Genomic DNA, 14,416 nt, shown 5'->3' on the forward strand with positions numbered 1-14,416 from the left:
ATCGACTATACATTTATGCATGACCATCGATCTGAACTGGGAACGCTACCGCACCTTTCTGGCCGTGCTGACGGAAGGCTCGCTGTCGGGCGCGGCGCGCGCGCTGGGCATCACGCAACCGACGGCCGGCCGCCACGTCGCGGCGCTCGAGGCCGCGTTCGGCCAGACGCTGTTCACGCGCTCGCCGTCGGGCCTGCTGCCGACCGAGGCGGCGCTCGCGCTGCGCGGCCACGCCGAGGCGCTGCGCAGCGCGGCGGCCGCGTTCGAGCGGGCGGCCGCGAGCCACGGCGCGGGCGTGCGCGGCACCGTGCGGATCTCGGCGAGCGACGTGATCGCGGTCGAGGTGTTGCCGCCGCTGCTCGCGCAGTTGCGGCGCGACCACCCGGGGCTCGTGATCGAACTGGTGCCGACCGACCGCATCCAGGACGTGCTCAAGCGCGAGGCCGACATCGCGGTCCGGATGGCGCCGCCTGCGCAGGAAGCGCTCGTCGCGCGGCGCGTCGGCGAGATCGACATCGGGCTGTATGCGCGCGACGACTATCTGGCGCACAACGGCACGCCGTCGACGGTCGGCGAACTCGCGCATCACGCGCTGATCGGTTTCGATACGGTCACGCCGTTCATCCGCTCGGCCGGGCGCGGGATGCCGTTGTGGAAGCGCGATGCGTTCGCGCTGCGCACCGACAGCAATCTCGCGCAACTCGCGATGATCCGCGCGGGCTACGGGATCGGCTTCTGCCAGAACGGGCTTGCGAAACGCGATGCGCGGCTCGTGCGCGTGCTGCCGGACGGGCCCGCGATGAAACTGGAAACCTGGGTGGTCATGCACGAAGATCTGCGAACGAGCCCGCGTTGCCGCGCCGTGTTCGATGCGCTGGCGAACGGGTTGCGTGCATATGCCGACGGGACGGCCGACTAGAAGGGCCTGTTCACGCTAATAACGGGCTTGCGCTGGCCCCCGGAAGGGCCGAGCGCAAGGAATGAATGCGACGAAGCGAATACTCGACGTATTCGCGACGCGCATGACGCGGCGATCGGCCCTTCCGGAGGCCAGCCCCACGAATGATTTTTCCAAACAGGGGAACGTGCCTTTCCGCTCGAACCCGCCGCGCAGCGGATCGCCGCGGCGCGCGCTACTCATAGATCTTGCCGGCGAACAGGATGTCCGCGATGCGCCGCCACGGGTTGTCGGGCAGGTCGTAGCAGCGCAGCCCTTCCTCGGACGCTTCGGCCCAGTCGACCATCGCCTCCAGGTACTCGCCGATCGAGCGGTTTTCCCAGCCGAGCGCGGCGGCCGCGTATGGCGCCGGCGGCACGTCGGCCTCGAGCTGGCGCTCCGTGTGCCAGTCATGGCCGAGCACGCGCAGGAAATGGATCAGCGAGCGCTCGTCGACCACCCGCTCCAGCGCATGCTGCAACCGCGCGGCCATCTGGCTTCTCAGTTCGTCGTTCATGCGTATCGTCCCCTGCCGGTTCGCCGGATACGTGCCGACGGCTCGACTTCACATCAGCAACTGCCGCGACAGCACCTCGCGCGCCTGCGTGACCGTCTCGCGTTCGCCCGGCATCGGCGGCGTCAGCGAGAACACCGCGTCGGGCAGCGCCGGCAGCCGGTATTTCGCGCCGAGCCGCACGAGGCCATCGCCGATCGCCGACGCGCACAGGCAGCCGACGCCGAGCCCCGCCGCGAGCATCGATTGCAGCCCCGCGACGCCCGACGCGCTGTGCACCAGTACGTACGGCGCGTGCTGCTCGTCGAGCGAGCGCACCGCGATCTGATGCATCATGCAGTCGTCCGGCAGCAGCACGAGCGGCAGCGGCTCGGGCAACTGCTCGGCGAGCGCGGGCGACGTGACCCACGACAGCGGCTCGCGCCGCAGCACCCAGCGCGTATCGGCCGACGCGGGCCGGAACGGGCCGCTCGACAGGTTCATCACGACACCGAGGTCGATCTGACCGCGCGCATGGGCGGCTTCGATCTCCGTGCTCTTCATCGCGCTCACATGCAGACTCAGTTGCGGGTAGCACTCCCGCAGCCGCGCGAGCAGGCCCGCGACTTCATGCGTCCGGTAGTAGTCGGTGATCGCGACGCGCAATTCGCCCTTGATCGCCTGTCCGCGCAGGTCGTCGAACGCGGCCTCGTTCAGCGCGACGATGCGCCGCGCATGCTGCAGCAGGCGCGCGCCGGCGGGTGTCGGCTCGACGCCGCGCTTGCTGCGCACGAACAGCGGCACGCCGGCGCGTGATTCGAGCTTGCGCACCTGCTCGCTGACCGTCGACTGCGACAGGTGCAGCTGCGGCGCCGCGGCCGTCAGGCTGCCGGCATCCGCCACCGCCGCGAACGTGCGTAACTGATCCAGGTCGAAACCGCGCATTGCCCTCTCCATCCATCGAATAACCCGATGGATGCTACCACCAATTCCCGCTTTTCCGAATCATCGACGGTCCCCAGAATATCGGTTCAACGGCCCGCCTGAACCCGTTTCGACCGGATTCAGCATACGGCCCTCATTCTTCCGGACCTTCGTTCATGACCGACAACACCCTCGTCCCTTGCGCGCCGGCCGGCGCGGCCGGCGCGGCTCCACCGCGCAGCCATCACGGCTGGGCGCTCGTGGTCCTGCTGGTCGGCGCCATTCTGCCGCCGCTCGACTACTTCATCGTGAATCTCGCGCTGCCGGCCATCCGCGACGGCATCGGCGCGCGGCCGGCCGAGTTGCAGCTCGTCGTGTCGGCCTACGCGTGCGCGAACGCGGTCGTGCAGATCACCGGCGGCCGTCTGGGCGACCTGTACGGCCGCAAGTGGATGTTCATGGTCGGAATGGCCGGCTTCGTCGTCGCGTCGGCGCTGTGCGGGCTCGCCGGCAGCGGCGCGGTGCTGGTCGGCGGCCGCGTGCTGCAGGGCCTGTTCGCTGCGATCCTCGCGCCGCAGGTGCTCGCGACGATCCGCAGCGTGTTCAGCCCGCAGGAGCAGGTGCGCGTGATGGGCTTCTACGGTTTCGTGTTCGGCCTCGCGGCCGTGATCGGCCAGCTCGGTGGCGGCGCGCTGATCAGCCTGCATCCGTTCGGGCTCGGCTGGCGCGCGATCTTCCTGGTCAATGTGCCGATCGGCATCCTCGCGCTGCTCGGCAGCTGGCGCTTCATCCCGGAAAGCCGGCCGCCGCGCGGCCAGCGCATCGACCTGCCCGGCACGGTGCTGCTGTCGCTGTTCCTGCTGATGCTCGTCTATCCGCTCACGCACGGACGCGAGGCCGGCTGGCCGCTGTGGATGGTCGCGTGCGTCGCCGGTGCGCTGCCGGTGCTTGGCGCGTTGCTGGCGGTCGAAGCGCGCCGCCTCGCCGGCGGCCGCGATCCGCTGCTCGACGTGCGGCTGCTGCGCAACCCGGTCGTCGCGCTCGGGCTCACGCTCGCCTTCCTGTTCTACATGCTGAGCGTGTTTTTCCTGAGCTACGGGATCTATCTGCAGGGCTGCCTGAACTGGTCGCCGCTCGCGTCGGGGCTCGCGATCCTGCCGCTCGGCATCGGCTTCCTCGCGAGCCCGCTGCTGATGCCGCGGCTCGTCGGCCGGTTCGGCGGCTATCGCGTGCTCACGCTCGGCTTCGCGATGCTGACAGCCGGCGTCGCGACCGCGGCCGCGCTGGCCGGCGAACAAGCGCCGGGCCCGGGCTTCTATGCGGGCATCGCGGCAATCGGGATCGGGCAAGGCCTCGTGCTGCCGTCGGTCGTGCGGATCGTGCTCGCGGAAGTCGACGCGGCCCGTGCTGGGGTCGCGTCGGGCATGGTCACCGCGATGTTGCAGATCGGCGCGGCGGTTGGTGCGGCGACGCTCGGCGGGCTGTTCTTCGCGCGGCTCGGCGCACATCCGGCCGCAGCCGACTACGTCGCGGGCTTCCGGACGGCGATGTGGGCGCTGACGGCCCTGCTGCTCGCGTGCATCGCGCTGTCGGCCGCGTTGGGGCCGATGCATCGGCGGGCGCGTGCCGCCGCGTGACGCTGCGCGGCCGGGAACGCACCCCGGCTACAGCGAAACGGGAACGATGCCGGCACGGCCGCTCGCCGGCATCGGCATCATTTCACTGCGGCTTCTGTTGCGGATGCCGCGCTTCCCATTCGGCCAGTTCGACGCGATAACGCGCCAGCGCGTCGTCGTACAGGTCGAAAACGCACGGCGAGCAACCGCTGTTGCAGCAGTCTTCCAGTTCGGGTTGTTCGGGCGGGATCGGACGCGGATCGTCGTCAGGTGTATCCGCAGGGGAGGCAGGCTTGGTCACGGCTTCAGTCACACGATGTCGGACGAACAGTATACGGTGATGGTCAGCACCATGCGGGTACGCGCGCCCGCCGGGCCATGCATGCGCATCTGCCGCCGACCCTACGGTAAGGAGCCGCGTCATGGCTGAAGCAGTGAATCCGACGGAAGTCTGGGCGCCGTTCGGCGCGTTCTCGACGGCCGTGATCCAGGGCGACGGCCGGATCGTTCACCTGAAGGGGCAAGTGGCGCTCGACCGAGACGGCCAGGTGGTCGGCCACGGCGACATGCGCACGCAGGTGCGGCAGACGCTCGACAACATCCGCGACATGCTCGCCTCGATGAGCGGGCAGATGCAGGACGTGATCTCGCTCGTGCATTACGCGACCGACATCGACGCGTTCATGCAGGCCGGCGACATCCGCAAGACGTACTTCGCCGAGCCCTATCCGGTGACGACGACCGTCCAGGTCCAGCGTCTCTACCATCCCGATCTGCTGATCGAGATCACTGCGGTCGCCGAGATTCCGCGTACGAGATTTCGCATGCCTTGACGATGCCGTGCCGCGTGCGGCCCGCCCCGTTACGCCACGCGCCCGCTCACCGGAATCGATGCGCCGGTGATCGCCTGCGCGTCGGCCGACAGCAGGAACCCGATCGTCGCCGCGAGCTGGTCGGGCCGGACCCAGCGCGAGAAGTCCGCGTCGGGCATGTCCTTGCGGTTCGGCGGCGTGTCGATGATGCTCGGCAACAGCGCGTTCACTGTCACGCCGCGATCGAGCAGCTCCGCCGCCAGCGCCTCGGTGAGCCGCGCGACGCCCGCCTTCGCGGCCGCGTACGCGCCCATCCCCGCGCCGGCCTTGAACGCCGCGCCCGCGCCGATGTTGACGATGCGGCCGGCCGGGCTTGCCACCAGATACGGCAGCGCGGCCTTCGACGCGTTCAGCGCCGTCTTCACGTTCAGTTCGTACATGCGGTCCCACGTGGCTGCATCGCCGTCGGCGATCGTCTGCCACACGAACGCGCCCGCGATGTTCAGCAGCGCGTCGACGCGGCCGAATTCGCGATTCACGGTGTCGAGCGCGCGCACGGCCGCCTGCGGATCGACGAGGTCGATGCCGCCGATGCGCAGCGCATCGGCCGGCACGCCGGGCAACGCCTGCGCGTCCGGCGCCGCGCCGCGGCCGATCAGCGCGACGCGGGCACCGCGCTGGCCGAGCCAGGCAGCCGTGGCGGCGCCGAGATGGCCGAATCCGCCGGTGATCGCGACTGCCTTGCCTTTCAGGTCGTGTTCCATCGATGAGCTCTCCTGGGTCGAGGATGGGTTGATGCGTGTTTCAGGGTCGATGCCGGCCGCGACGCGGGTGGGTCCGGCCGGCGTTTCGACAGCGTAGCGCCGTTCACGCTTCCGTGCGCACGGCGACGAGTTTGCGGCGGCGCAGTTCCTCCGTCGTTTCGCCCTGGTTGTCCGGACGCCAGCCCGGCGGCAGCATCACGAAACGCAGCGCGGTCCACACGTCGCGGGCCGTCGCGACGTCGCGGGCCAGGCTCGCCCAGTGCTCGAGCTCGACGACGAGCGGATTGCGCGAACGGGTCGGCGTGACGAGGCCGTAACGGCACGGTTCGTCGGCACGTTCGGCGACATAGGTGCCGAACAGCCGGTCGAACACGATCAGCACGCCGCCGTAGTTCGCGTCGAGGTAGTCGAGGTTCGACGCATGGTGGACGCGATGCGCGGACGGCGTGTTGAACACGTATTCGAGCCAGCCGAGCTTCGGCATCCACGTGTTGTGCAGCCAGAACTGGTACATCAGGTTGAACGACAGGATCGCGAGCACGGCTTCCGGACGCACGCCGAGCCAGACGAGCGGCGTGAAGAACATTGCCGCGCCGGCGATCTTGCCGGTCCAGCCGAGACGGAACGCGGACGACAAGGTGAGTTGGTTCGGCGAATGATGCACCGCATGGGTCGACCAGAAGAAGCGAACCCGGTGCGACGCGCGGTGATACCAGTAGTAGCAGAACTCCTGGCCGACGAACACGAGCAGCGCGAGCGCGACGCTGTGCAACGGGATCGTGAACAGCCGGTGCGCCCATGCAAAATCGAAGATCGGTGTCGCGAGCGACAGCGGCACCAGTGCAAGCAGCTTGCGGCCCGCGAGATCGGCAAGCGACAGCCAGACCTCGTTCCAGTCGAACGGCTCGGACTGGCGGCTGCGGCGCCAGGTGAGCACGGCCGCCTCGACGAGCGAAACGGCGATGATGAACAGGGTGACGTAGTACGCGAGCTTGCCGGTGGAGGTGAGCATGATGGGTCGTTCCTTCGGTTGAGTCGGACGCGTCATGTGCGGCACGTGCCGCGGTCGCGTCGAATGGAACGCACTGTAGTGGGCGGGGCGCGGTAAAGCCACGGAGGAAATGTGTCGCCGTATGTCGCCATACGTCGCCGTACGTCGCCGCGGCAGCGGGCCGGGCAGGATTGCGGCCGTGGGCCTGCGTGAGCGGGGCCGGGAGGGTTTGCAGGCGCGTGTCGCGTTCGGCCAGCGGGAAATATGTCGCCGTATGTCGCCGTGACATGAATGCGGACCGCGCGTGACACACCTTCCCGAATCGCGCCGCGGTTCGAATGCTCACGACCGTCGCCGTCTGAACCGCGCCAGGCCTGGAGCGCCGGCTCCCCACCGCGCCCGGCATCCGATTCGTCGTACCGAAAAAACTGCGCCACGTGTAACACCGCGACATCTTTTATGACGCGACGGGCGCACGTCGCCGTCCTAAAGTTCGTCCCGTCGCCACGCCACCGCGTGCATCGAAACGAACCGCAAGGACACCCGATGAAAACCCGCCTCCTCGTCACCGCCACCCTCGTCACGCTCGCCAGCGCACCGGCCTTCGCCGGCTGGTCCGGCCACGGCACCGCCTACACGCCGCACGGCACCTACAGCGGCGCGCACGCCGGCTTCTGCGGCGGCGGCAGCTGCTCGCATGCGGGCGGCGTGATCGGCCCCGGCGGCGGTATCGCGACCAACACGGGCACCGTCACGCGTACTGCGCCCGGCCAGTTCTCCAACAGCGGCACGGCGGTCGGCCCCAACGGCCGCTCGGTCCAGCACAGCGGCGACACGAGCTGCGCGGACGGCACCTGCTCGCATACCGGTTCGCTGACGGGCTCGGACGGCCGCAGTGCGTCGACGTCGGGCAACGTGACGCGCAACGGCCCCGGCCAGTATTCGTCGAGCGGCACGATCACCGGGGCGAACGGCAACACGGCCAGCCACAGCGCAGCGACGAATTGCGCGGGCTCGACCTGCTCGCGCTCGGGCACCGTGACCGGTGCGGACGGCCAGAGCGTCACGCATTCCGGCAGCGCGACGCGCGTGGCGCCGGGCGTCGTGACGACGTCGGGCGGCTCGACCGTCGTGCATGGCGGCACGGTGTCGACCGGCGGCACGGCCGTGATCCACGGCAGCACGACGGCAGGCGGCACGGTTGTCGTCGCCGCCGGTGCGGTGCCGGTGCCTGTCCCGGTGCCTGTCCCGGTGCCTGTCCCGGTGCCTGTCCCGGTGCCGGCCCCGGTCGTCGTTCCGGTCGCACCGCCCCCGCCGGCGGCCGTGGTCGTGACTGCACCACCGCCGGCAACCACGGCGGTCGCTGTCGCGTCGCCGGCGCCTGCAGCCGTCGTCACCACGCCGCCGCCCGCCCCCGTCGTCATTGCACCGGTGCCGCCCAGAACCATCGTCGTCACGCCGCCGCCGAAGGTCGTGCGCGTCGCCGCGCCGAAGGCCGTCGTGGTCGCTCCCGCACCGCGCGTCGTCTATGTCGCACCGCCGCCGCCGAAGGTCCTGTACCTCGCGCCGCCGCTGCCGCGTTCCGTGTACGTCGCACCGCGCGCCGTGTATGTCGCCCACCCGCCGCGGGCGGTCGTCTGGGTACCCGCCCACTGGGCCGGCCGCGTGTGGGTGCCCGCGCACTGGGCGTGACGCGGCGCCGGCACCGCCGCTCGACCGAGCCGTTTCGTTTCGTTTTCCATCCGTTTCATCAACCATCCGGCCGGCGCAGACCGCCGGCCACGCAAGGAGAAACCCCCATGAAGTCCATCAAGAAGATGATTGCCGTCGTCGTTTTGTGTATCGTCTCAGCAGCAGCATCGGCGCAGCAGATGCCGCCTGGCGCCGCGAACGGCGGCGCTCGCGTCGAACGTGCGCTCATGCAGTTGCAGACCCGCTTCGCGAACGCGAACACGACGCACGACGGCAAGCTCACCCGCGAGCAGGCCGCCGCCGGCATGCCGATGGTTGCGCAGCATTTCGACGAGATCGACACGCAGCGCAACGGCTACGTCACGCTCGAACAGCTCGCCGGCTTCATGCGTCAGCGCATGGCGGCCCGCTGACCGCGGACGGCAACCCGGTCGCACGCCACGCATGGAGGCAGCCGATGGAACAGTCCTGCAGGATCATCGTGCTCGACGACGAAGCGGAGTTGCGCAACATGCTGCAACGCTTCCTCACCGGCCACGGCTTCCAGGTCCGCGCGGTCGCCGACGGCAAGCGGCTCGACCGCCTGCTGCAGCGCGAACCGCACGACCTGCTGGTGCTCGACCTGATGATGGAGCCGGAGGACGGCCTGAGCATCTGCCGGCGCCTGCGCGCGGAAGGCCAGACGCTGCCGATCCTGATGCTCACCGCCAAGGGCGACGCAGCGGACAAGGTCGTCGGCCTCGAGACGGGTGCCGACGATTACCTCGCGAAGCCGTTTCTCCCCGACGAACTCGTCGCCCGCGTGCGTGCGCTGCTGCGACGCCAGAAGATGGCGGCCGGCGAGCCGACGGTGACGTCGCAGCGGCTGCGCTTCGGCGCGTTCACGTTCGACGTCGGCCAGCAGACGCTGCTGCGCGACGGCGTGCCGGTCGAGATGCATTCCGCGCAGATGCTGCTGTTGCACGCGCTGGGTTCGTCGCCGAACCGCGCGGTGAGCCGCGAAAACCTGCTCGCCCGCGCCCGCGGGCGCGATCACGCCGCGCTCGATCGCAGCGTCGACGTGCAGATCCTGCGGCTGCGCCAGATCGTCGAGGACGATCCCGCGAAGCCGCGCTTCATCAAGACCGTCTGGGGCATCGGCTACATGCTGGTGGCCGGCATCGAATCGTGAAGCGCCTTCCGCTGCCGCGCTCGCTGCTCGCGCGCAACATCGCGCTGCTGGTCGCGCTCGTCGCGCTGTCGCTCGCCTGCTCGCTCGTCGTGCTGCTGCACTACGTGCAGCGGCCGCGCATCGAGCGCGCGTCGATCATTTTCTCCGACTACGTGCAGTTGCTCGACCGCACGCTCACAAGCCTGCCGCCCGACAAGGGCCGCACGGTGGTCGCACAGCTCGGCGGCCAGGCGCTGCCGCCGCCCGCCGAGCCGCCGCAGGCACCGAGCCTGTCGGCGTTCTTCCGAACCTGGCAGCGCGACGTGTTCGTGCAGGCGCTCGGGCGTCATCTGCCGGCCGAGCTGCCGGCGCGCTGGCAGTCGAGCGACGACGAACGGCTGTGGATCCGCCTGCACGCGGCCGGCTCGCCGGTCTGGGTTCCGCTGCCGATGGCCGCCGACGCGCAGGCGAGCGGGATCACGACCGCCCTCGTGCTGTCGGTCGGGCTCGCACTGCTCGCCGCGCTGACCGGCTACCTGATCCAGCTGCACCTGAACCGGCCGCTCGATGCGCTGGCGCGCGCCGCGCAACGCGTCAGCGCGGGCGAGCGGCCGCCGCCGCTGCCCACCGACGGGCCGACCGAAATCGCCGACGTGAGCCGCGCGTTCAACCGGATGGCCGATGCGCTGCAACAGGCGGAGACGACCCGTTCGCTGATGCTCGCCGGTGTGTCGCACGACATTCGCACGCCGCTCACCAAGCTCCGGCTTGCGATCGCGATGGCCTTGCCGCGCGGCACGCACGATGCGCTCACCGAATCGGCCGAGCACTACCTGGACCAGATCGACACGATCCTGCAGCAGTTCATGGACTATGCGGGCAGCGGCGAGCGCGAAACGCCGCAAACCGGCGACCTGAATGCGCTGATCGGCCAGCTCGTCGCGGATTTCGCGGGGCTCGGCCATGAATTCGACTTCGACGAAGGCGACGTGCCCGCGTTCGCGTTCCGTCCGATCAGCCTGATGCGGCTGCTGATGAACCTGATGCAGAACGCGGTCGTCTACGGCCGGACAGGGCTCGGCGTGCGCACGTGGACCGAACGCGGCATCGCGTATGCGGTGGTCAGCGATCGTGGCAACGGCATCGGCGCAGCCGAACTCGAACGGCTCAAGGCGCCGTTCAGTCGGGGCGCGAACGCGCGCGGCCACTCGGGCGGCACCGGGCTCGGCCTCGCGATCGTCGACCGGATCGCGCGGCTACACGGCGGATCGCTGACGTTCCGTGACCGCGACGGCGGCGGCCTCGAGGCCGTCGTCGCGCTGCCGCTCGACGCGCCCCACCCGGCCGCCGCACCGCTTTCGTCCTGACCGCCGCGCGCGTCGGCACATGACATACGCCGACATAATTCCTGCGTGGCGTGTTGCACCCGATCTCCGCATACTTCGCCTGCGTGTTGCGCAACGGCATCGACCTCCCGCTCCGCCCGCGTCCACGCCCCGCTTCCGATCGTTCGCGTTCCTGAATACCGCGACAGTATCGGCACCCTCACCCAGGCCACGGAGATCGACATGTCCCTTTCCCTTCACGCACTCGCCGCCCACGCCAAACGTCTGACCAGCGCCGCGCTGATCGCCGGCACCCTCGCCATGACCGGTTGCGCATCGACCGCCGCGACGACGAGCGCTGCCGCGGCACCCGCCGCGCGCACGCTGCCGCAGGTTCATGCGGGCGTCGTCTACGTATCGACGTTCGACGTGGACGCGACCGACGTGAAGATCGACGGCGGGATGATCGGCAAGCTCGCGACGCTCGCGAGCGGTTCGTCCGCCGACGTGCAGCGGCAGCAGACCGCGCTGAAGGCGCGCCAGCAACTCGCCGACGCGCTCGTGCGCGAACTCCGCTCGCAGGGCATTCCGGCGCTGCGCGCGGACGGCCCGGTGCCGAACGAACGCGACGCGCTGGTCGTCCGGGGCCGCTTCGACACGATCGACGCCGGCAATCGCCGCCGCCGCATCCTGATCGGGCTCGGCGCGGGCAAGAGCGAAGTGGGCGCATCGGTCGCCGTGCTGTTCCAGCCCGCCTACGGCGCACCGCAGCCGCTCGCCACGTTCTCCGCCAGCGCGAACAGCGGCCACATGCCCGGCATGGTGGAAACCGCGGGTGTCGGCGCGGTGGCCGGACACGTCGCGACGTCGGCGGCGGTCGGTGCCGGCCTGCACGGCGCATCGGAAGCGAAGCACGACACGGTGGCATCGGATACGGACCGTCTCGCACGCTCGATCGCGAAACAGTTCGCGGCAAGGAACACGACGAACGCGTGGGTTGCGACCTCGGCGGCGAGCTGATCCGCCTGCGCGGCACGATTGCGCGCACTCGCGGGCGGACGGGCATAATGCGCGATCACGTTGCGCCGCGCGGTGCGCCGTGATCGCGCCGGGCCCTTGAAAGGCCTGTGCCGCTTCCGTATCGAAACCCGAATCTCAACCCGTCTATCCCATGCAAGTACTCGTCGTTGGCACCGGCAAGCTGGCAACCGAACTGCTCGGCTCGCACCGGCTCGACCCGGCAACCTGTCGCGTGATGGCCTGGTCGGACCCTGCACGCATCGACGCCCGTTCGATCGTCGTGCACGCCGGATCCGGCCGCGAGCTGCCCGCCGCGATCGCATTCTGCCGCGCAACGGGTTCGCCGCTCGTCGAGCTGTCCACCGGTTCCGACGTCGAGACCGGATCGCACGACTTCCCCGTCGTGCTCTGTCCGAATACGAATATCCTGATGCTCAAGTTCATGAGCATGCTGGAAACCAGCGGCCATCTGTTTCGCGACTGCCAGATCAGCGTGACGGAGTCGCACCAGGCCAGCAAAACTTCCGTGCCCGGCACCGCGGTCGGCATCGGCCAGTCGCTCGGCGTGCCGGCGCAGGACATCCGCTCCGTGCGCGACCCCGACGAGCAGCGCGACGCACTGCAGATTCCCGACGACCAGCTCGGCCGCCATGCGTTCCACCGGATCCGCATCGAGGATGGCGCCTGCAGCCTGCAGTTCGAGTCCCGCGTGTACGGCGGGTCGCCCTACGCGGACGGCGTATCGCGAATCGTCGAGGCCGTCCGGCAGCACGAGCTCGAACCTCGCCGGTACTCGATCGTCGAGTTCATCCACAACGGCTGGCTGTAGACGCTGTAAACGCTGCAGGCCGTAGGTGCGACGGTGCGCGGGCCGGCCGCCGCGACGCGCCTGCCGGCACACCCGACAGCCGCGGTCGCGCCATCGGCGACGCTCGCGTCACCCGCCATCCAGCACGGCCCCGCTCTCCGGCAACGTCGCGCCGCCGTCGACGACGATCGTCTGCCCGGTGATATACGCCGCATCGGCCGACGCGAGAAACAGCATCGCGTTCGCGATGTCGTCCGGCTCACCCATCCGTGCGAGCGGAATGTCGCGCGCGATCTGCGCGGCAACCGACGCGTCGCCGAGATTGCCGGCCGCCGGCGTGCGGATCATCCCCGGCTCGACGCCGTTGACCGTCACGTTGCGGCGCGCGAGTTCGAGCGCCGCCGCGCGGATGAAGCCGTTCACGCCCGCCTTCGACGCCGCGTAGTGCGCGAGCCCCGGATAGACGACGCGCGGCCCGGTGACCGACGACGTGACGAGCAGCCGCCCGCCCCCCGCGCGCTCGAATGCCGGCAGCGCAGCCTGGGCAAGCCAGAACAGCGCCGACAGGTTGACCGACAACGTGCGCTCGAGCGTCGGCTCGTCGATCTGCGCAAACGGGGTCAGCGGAAAATACGCGGCGTTGTGAACGACCACGTCGAGCCGGCCGCCGTCGCGCTCGACCGCCGCGACGAGCGCGCCGAGTTCGTCGCGGCTCGCGGCGTCGACGCGATATGCGCGCGCATCGCCGCCCGCGCTGGCGAGTGCGTCGGCCTGCGCGGCAGCCGCGTCGCCGTTGAGATCGGCGAGCGCGACGAATGCATCGGATTCCGCGAAACGGCGCGCGATCGCCGCGCCGATTCCCTGCGCGGCGCCCGTGACCAGCACGACGCGTCCGCCGAAATCCGCACGCAGGCGGCCGCTGCCGAGCACGGCGTTCATCGCTGCGCCTCGCCGCCGAGCGGATGCTCGGTCTCATTCAGCACCTGCGCATGCGCGCCGATCGGGAAATTCGACAGCGTGCCGAAATCGCCGCCCTGATAACCGAAGATCTTGCCGTCGGTCTTGCGTTGCGCGAGGTCGATCAGCACGACGCCGAGCGTCGGCACCACCTTCTCGCGCCACACGAACAGATACAGTTGCTCGGCTATCCTGAAGTAATGGCAGCGGTCGACGTCGGCCAGCCCGCCTTCGACGCCCTGCAGACACTGCCATGCGTAGAAGTTTTCGTTCAGGTAGATGTGCTCGTAGCATTCGGTGGGGCTGTAGCGGTACATCGTCCGCTTGCCGATCAGTTCGCGCGTGGGCCCATGCAGCGGGCCCGGCTGCGTGTGGCCGCCGAGCGTGCCGTGCCGGAACGCCGCATCGACGCCCGTGAGCGGCAGCCCGCGCGCGACGCGCGTGAACGCGTCGACACGCGTGTCGGCCTCGGTCGGCAGCGTGCCGGCCACCGACGTCCACACGCCGCTGCCGACATCGATCACGAGGCTGACGGACGTCGCGCGTGCTGCCGGGTCGATATAGTCGACGAAGTACAGGTCGTCGCGAAGCCGTGTGACGCGGCACGGCGCACGGCCGCTTGCGTCGGTCGCCGCGTCGCGCCATTGCAGCGCGCCCGCGTCGAACGTGTAGACGCGCCATGCGCCCGATGCGTCGCCGAGGGCCAGCGAGCGCCCGACGAGCGCGTTCACGGGCGCGAGGATGTTCGCGTCCGGCGCGAAGCCGTCCGCAAGCGCGCCTACCTGGATGAATACCGGACCCTGTCGTTCCACCTGCCGTCTCCCGCGCAGCTTCAGGCCCGGCGGGCCGTGTACGCTGCTCATGTGCACATGGTGCGGGCTGCGCGCGCCGCGCGGTATCGGCCAAAAGGATGAAGGGCGCGCGGCG

16 protein-coding genes are annotated in these 14,416 nt (G+C 69.9%); 9 read left to right on the forward strand and 7 right to left on the reverse strand.

Annotation, left to right across the window (positions count from 1 at the left end; genetic code table 11):
* Positions 1-19: 19 nt before the first annotated feature.
* Positions 20-919, forward strand: coding sequence for a LysR family transcriptional regulator (locus AC1Z3W_RS12430; protein WP_057930293.1), 900 nt, complete (start codon positions 20-22; stop codon positions 917-919).
* Positions 920-1,133: 214 nt separating this feature from the next.
* Here the strand turns inward: AC1Z3W_RS12430 and AC1Z3W_RS12435 are convergent, their stop codons facing one another.
* Together AC1Z3W_RS12435 and AC1Z3W_RS12440 are read right to left on the reverse strand one after the other, a co-directional pair.
* Positions 1,134-1,454, reverse strand: coding sequence for a DUF7660 family protein (locus AC1Z3W_RS12435; RefSeq protein WP_057928811.1), 321 nt, complete (start codon positions 1,452-1,454; stop codon positions 1,134-1,136).
* A gap of 48 nt (positions 1,455-1,502) precedes the next feature.
* Positions 1,503-2,375 (reverse strand): LysR family transcriptional regulator, encoded by an 873-nt coding sequence (locus AC1Z3W_RS12440; RefSeq protein WP_124834386.1) that lies wholly within the window; start codon positions 2,373-2,375, stop codon positions 1,503-1,505.
* 155 nt (positions 2,376-2,530) lie between these two features.
* Between AC1Z3W_RS12440 and AC1Z3W_RS12445 the strand changes: the two genes are divergently transcribed.
* Positions 2,531-3,991: an MFS transporter gene (locus AC1Z3W_RS12445; RefSeq protein WP_483507683.1), complete on the forward strand. Its 1,461-nt coding sequence runs from the start codon at positions 2,531-2,533 to the stop codon at positions 3,989-3,991.
* A gap of 82 nt (positions 3,992-4,073) precedes the next feature.
* On the opposite strand, the gene AC1Z3W_RS12450 is transcribed toward AC1Z3W_RS12445, so the two are convergent.
* Complete coding sequence (locus tag AC1Z3W_RS12450; protein WP_483507684.1) at positions 4,074-4,283, reverse strand: oxidoreductase-like domain-containing protein; 210 nt, start codon at positions 4,281-4,283, stop codon at positions 4,074-4,076.
* Positions 4,284-4,392: 109 nt separating this feature from the next.
* On the opposite strand from AC1Z3W_RS12450, the gene AC1Z3W_RS12455 reads away from it, so the two are divergent.
* Positions 4,393-4,803 carry a RidA family protein gene (locus AC1Z3W_RS12455; RefSeq protein WP_483507685.1) on the forward strand — a complete coding sequence of 137 codons (411 nt, stop codon included), beginning with the start codon at positions 4,393-4,395 and terminating at the stop codon, positions 4,801-4,803.
* A gap of 29 nt (positions 4,804-4,832) precedes the next feature.
* Here AC1Z3W_RS12455 and AC1Z3W_RS12460 read toward each other — a convergent pair whose 3' ends face one another.
* Both AC1Z3W_RS12460 and AC1Z3W_RS12465 read right to left on the reverse strand, forming a co-directional pair.
* Positions 4,833-5,546, reverse strand: coding sequence for an SDR family NAD(P)-dependent oxidoreductase (locus AC1Z3W_RS12460; RefSeq protein ID WP_057928816.1), 714 nt, complete (start codon positions 5,544-5,546; stop codon positions 4,833-4,835).
* Between the two features lie 103 nt (positions 5,547-5,649).
* Positions 5,650-6,558 carry a sterol desaturase family protein gene (locus AC1Z3W_RS12465; RefSeq protein WP_483507686.1) on the reverse strand — a complete coding sequence of 303 codons (909 nt, stop codon included), beginning with the start codon at positions 6,556-6,558 and terminating at the stop codon, positions 5,650-5,652.
* Positions 6,559-7,083: 525 nt separating this feature from the next.
* Between AC1Z3W_RS12465 and AC1Z3W_RS12470 the strand changes: the two genes are divergently transcribed.
* The 6 genes from AC1Z3W_RS12470 to AC1Z3W_RS12495 all read left to right on the forward strand — a co-directional run bounded on the left by AC1Z3W_RS12470 (position 7,084) and on the right by AC1Z3W_RS12495 (position 12,553).
* The gene (locus tag AC1Z3W_RS12470) at positions 7,084-8,229 is read left to right on the forward strand and encodes a hypothetical protein (protein WP_483507687.1); all 1,146 of its coding nucleotides are present in this window, start codon (positions 7,084-7,086) and stop codon (positions 8,227-8,229) included.
* 107 nt (positions 8,230-8,336) lie between these two features.
* Complete coding sequence (locus tag AC1Z3W_RS12475; RefSeq protein WP_082664856.1) at positions 8,337-8,642, forward strand: EF-hand domain-containing protein; 306 nt, start codon at positions 8,337-8,339, stop codon at positions 8,640-8,642.
* Positions 8,643-8,686: 44 nt separating this feature from the next.
* Positions 8,687-9,400, forward strand: coding sequence for a response regulator (locus tag AC1Z3W_RS12480; RefSeq protein ID WP_057928818.1), 714 nt, complete (start codon positions 8,687-8,689; stop codon positions 9,398-9,400).
* Positions 9,394-10,746 carry an ATP-binding protein gene (locus AC1Z3W_RS12485; RefSeq protein WP_483507855.1) on the forward strand — a complete coding sequence of 451 codons (1,353 nt, stop codon included), beginning with the start codon at positions 9,394-9,396 and terminating at the stop codon, positions 10,744-10,746. The genes AC1Z3W_RS12480 and AC1Z3W_RS12485 overlap by 7 nt, the downstream gene beginning before the upstream one ends.
* 201 nt (positions 10,747-10,947) lie before the next feature.
* Positions 10,948-11,724, forward strand: coding sequence for a DUF4410 domain-containing protein (locus AC1Z3W_RS12490; protein ID WP_057928819.1), 777 nt, complete (start codon positions 10,948-10,950; stop codon positions 11,722-11,724).
* A gap of 151 nt (positions 11,725-11,875) precedes the next feature.
* Complete coding sequence (locus AC1Z3W_RS12495) at positions 11,876-12,553, forward strand: dihydrodipicolinate reductase C-terminal domain-containing protein (protein ID WP_057928820.1); 678 nt, start codon at positions 11,876-11,878, stop codon at positions 12,551-12,553.
* A 108-nt stretch (positions 12,554-12,661) separates the two neighbouring features.
* Here AC1Z3W_RS12495 and AC1Z3W_RS12500 read toward each other — a convergent pair whose 3' ends face one another.
* Positions 12,662-13,471, reverse strand: a complete 810-nt coding sequence (locus AC1Z3W_RS12500) for an SDR family oxidoreductase (protein ID WP_124834378.1) — start codon at positions 13,469-13,471, stop codon at positions 12,662-12,664.
* Entirely contained in the window at positions 13,468-14,301 is an 834-nt protein-coding gene (locus AC1Z3W_RS12505) for a molybdenum cofactor biosynthesis F family protein (RefSeq protein ID WP_483507856.1), read from the reverse strand. Before AC1Z3W_RS12505 ends, AC1Z3W_RS12500 begins: the two co-directional genes overlap by 4 nt.
* Between the last annotated feature and the right edge of the window lie 115 nt (positions 14,302-14,416).

The organism is Burkholderia sp. 10_S31 (genome assembly GCF_056930375.1).

Bases quoted from the DNA above. Each gene is read 5' to 3' on its own strand.
- AC1Z3W_RS12500 (WP_124834378.1), bottom strand. From the start codon at position 13,471: ATGAACGCCGTGCTCGGCAGCGGCCGCCTGCGTGCGGATTTCGGCGGA.
- AC1Z3W_RS12460 (WP_057928816.1), bottom strand. From the start codon at position 5,546: ATGGAACACGACCTGAAAGGCAAGGCAGTCGCGATCACCGGCGGATTC.
- AC1Z3W_RS12495 (WP_057928820.1), top strand. From the start codon at position 11,876: ATGCAAGTACTCGTCGTTGGCACCGGCAAGCTGGCAACCGAACTGCTC.
- AC1Z3W_RS12455 (WP_483507685.1), top strand. From the start codon at position 4,393: ATGGCTGAAGCAGTGAATCCGACGGAAGTCTGGGCGCCGTTCGGCGCG.
- AC1Z3W_RS12490 (WP_057928819.1), top strand. From the start codon at position 10,948: ATGTCCCTTTCCCTTCACGCACTCGCCGCCCACGCCAAACGTCTGACC.
- AC1Z3W_RS12465 (WP_483507686.1), bottom strand. From the start codon at position 6,558: ATGCTCACCTCCACCGGCAAGCTCGCGTACTACGTCACCCTGTTCATC.
- AC1Z3W_RS12470 (WP_483507687.1), top strand. From the start codon at position 7,084: ATGAAAACCCGCCTCCTCGTCACCGCCACCCTCGTCACGCTCGCCAGC.
- AC1Z3W_RS12440 (WP_124834386.1), bottom strand. From the start codon at position 2,375: ATGCGCGGTTTCGACCTGGATCAGTTACGCACGTTCGCGGCGGTGGCG.
- AC1Z3W_RS12480 (WP_057928818.1), top strand. From the start codon at position 8,687: ATGGAACAGTCCTGCAGGATCATCGTGCTCGACGACGAAGCGGAGTTG.
- AC1Z3W_RS12430 (WP_057930293.1), top strand. From the start codon at position 20: ATGACCATCGATCTGAACTGGGAACGCTACCGCACCTTTCTGGCCGTG.
- AC1Z3W_RS12445 (WP_483507683.1), top strand. From the start codon at position 2,531: ATGACCGACAACACCCTCGTCCCTTGCGCGCCGGCCGGCGCGGCCGGC.
- AC1Z3W_RS12435 (WP_057928811.1), bottom strand. From the start codon at position 1,454: ATGAACGACGAACTGAGAAGCCAGATGGCCGCGCGGTTGCAGCATGCG.
- AC1Z3W_RS12475 (WP_082664856.1), top strand. From the start codon at position 8,337: ATGAAGTCCATCAAGAAGATGATTGCCGTCGTCGTTTTGTGTATCGTC.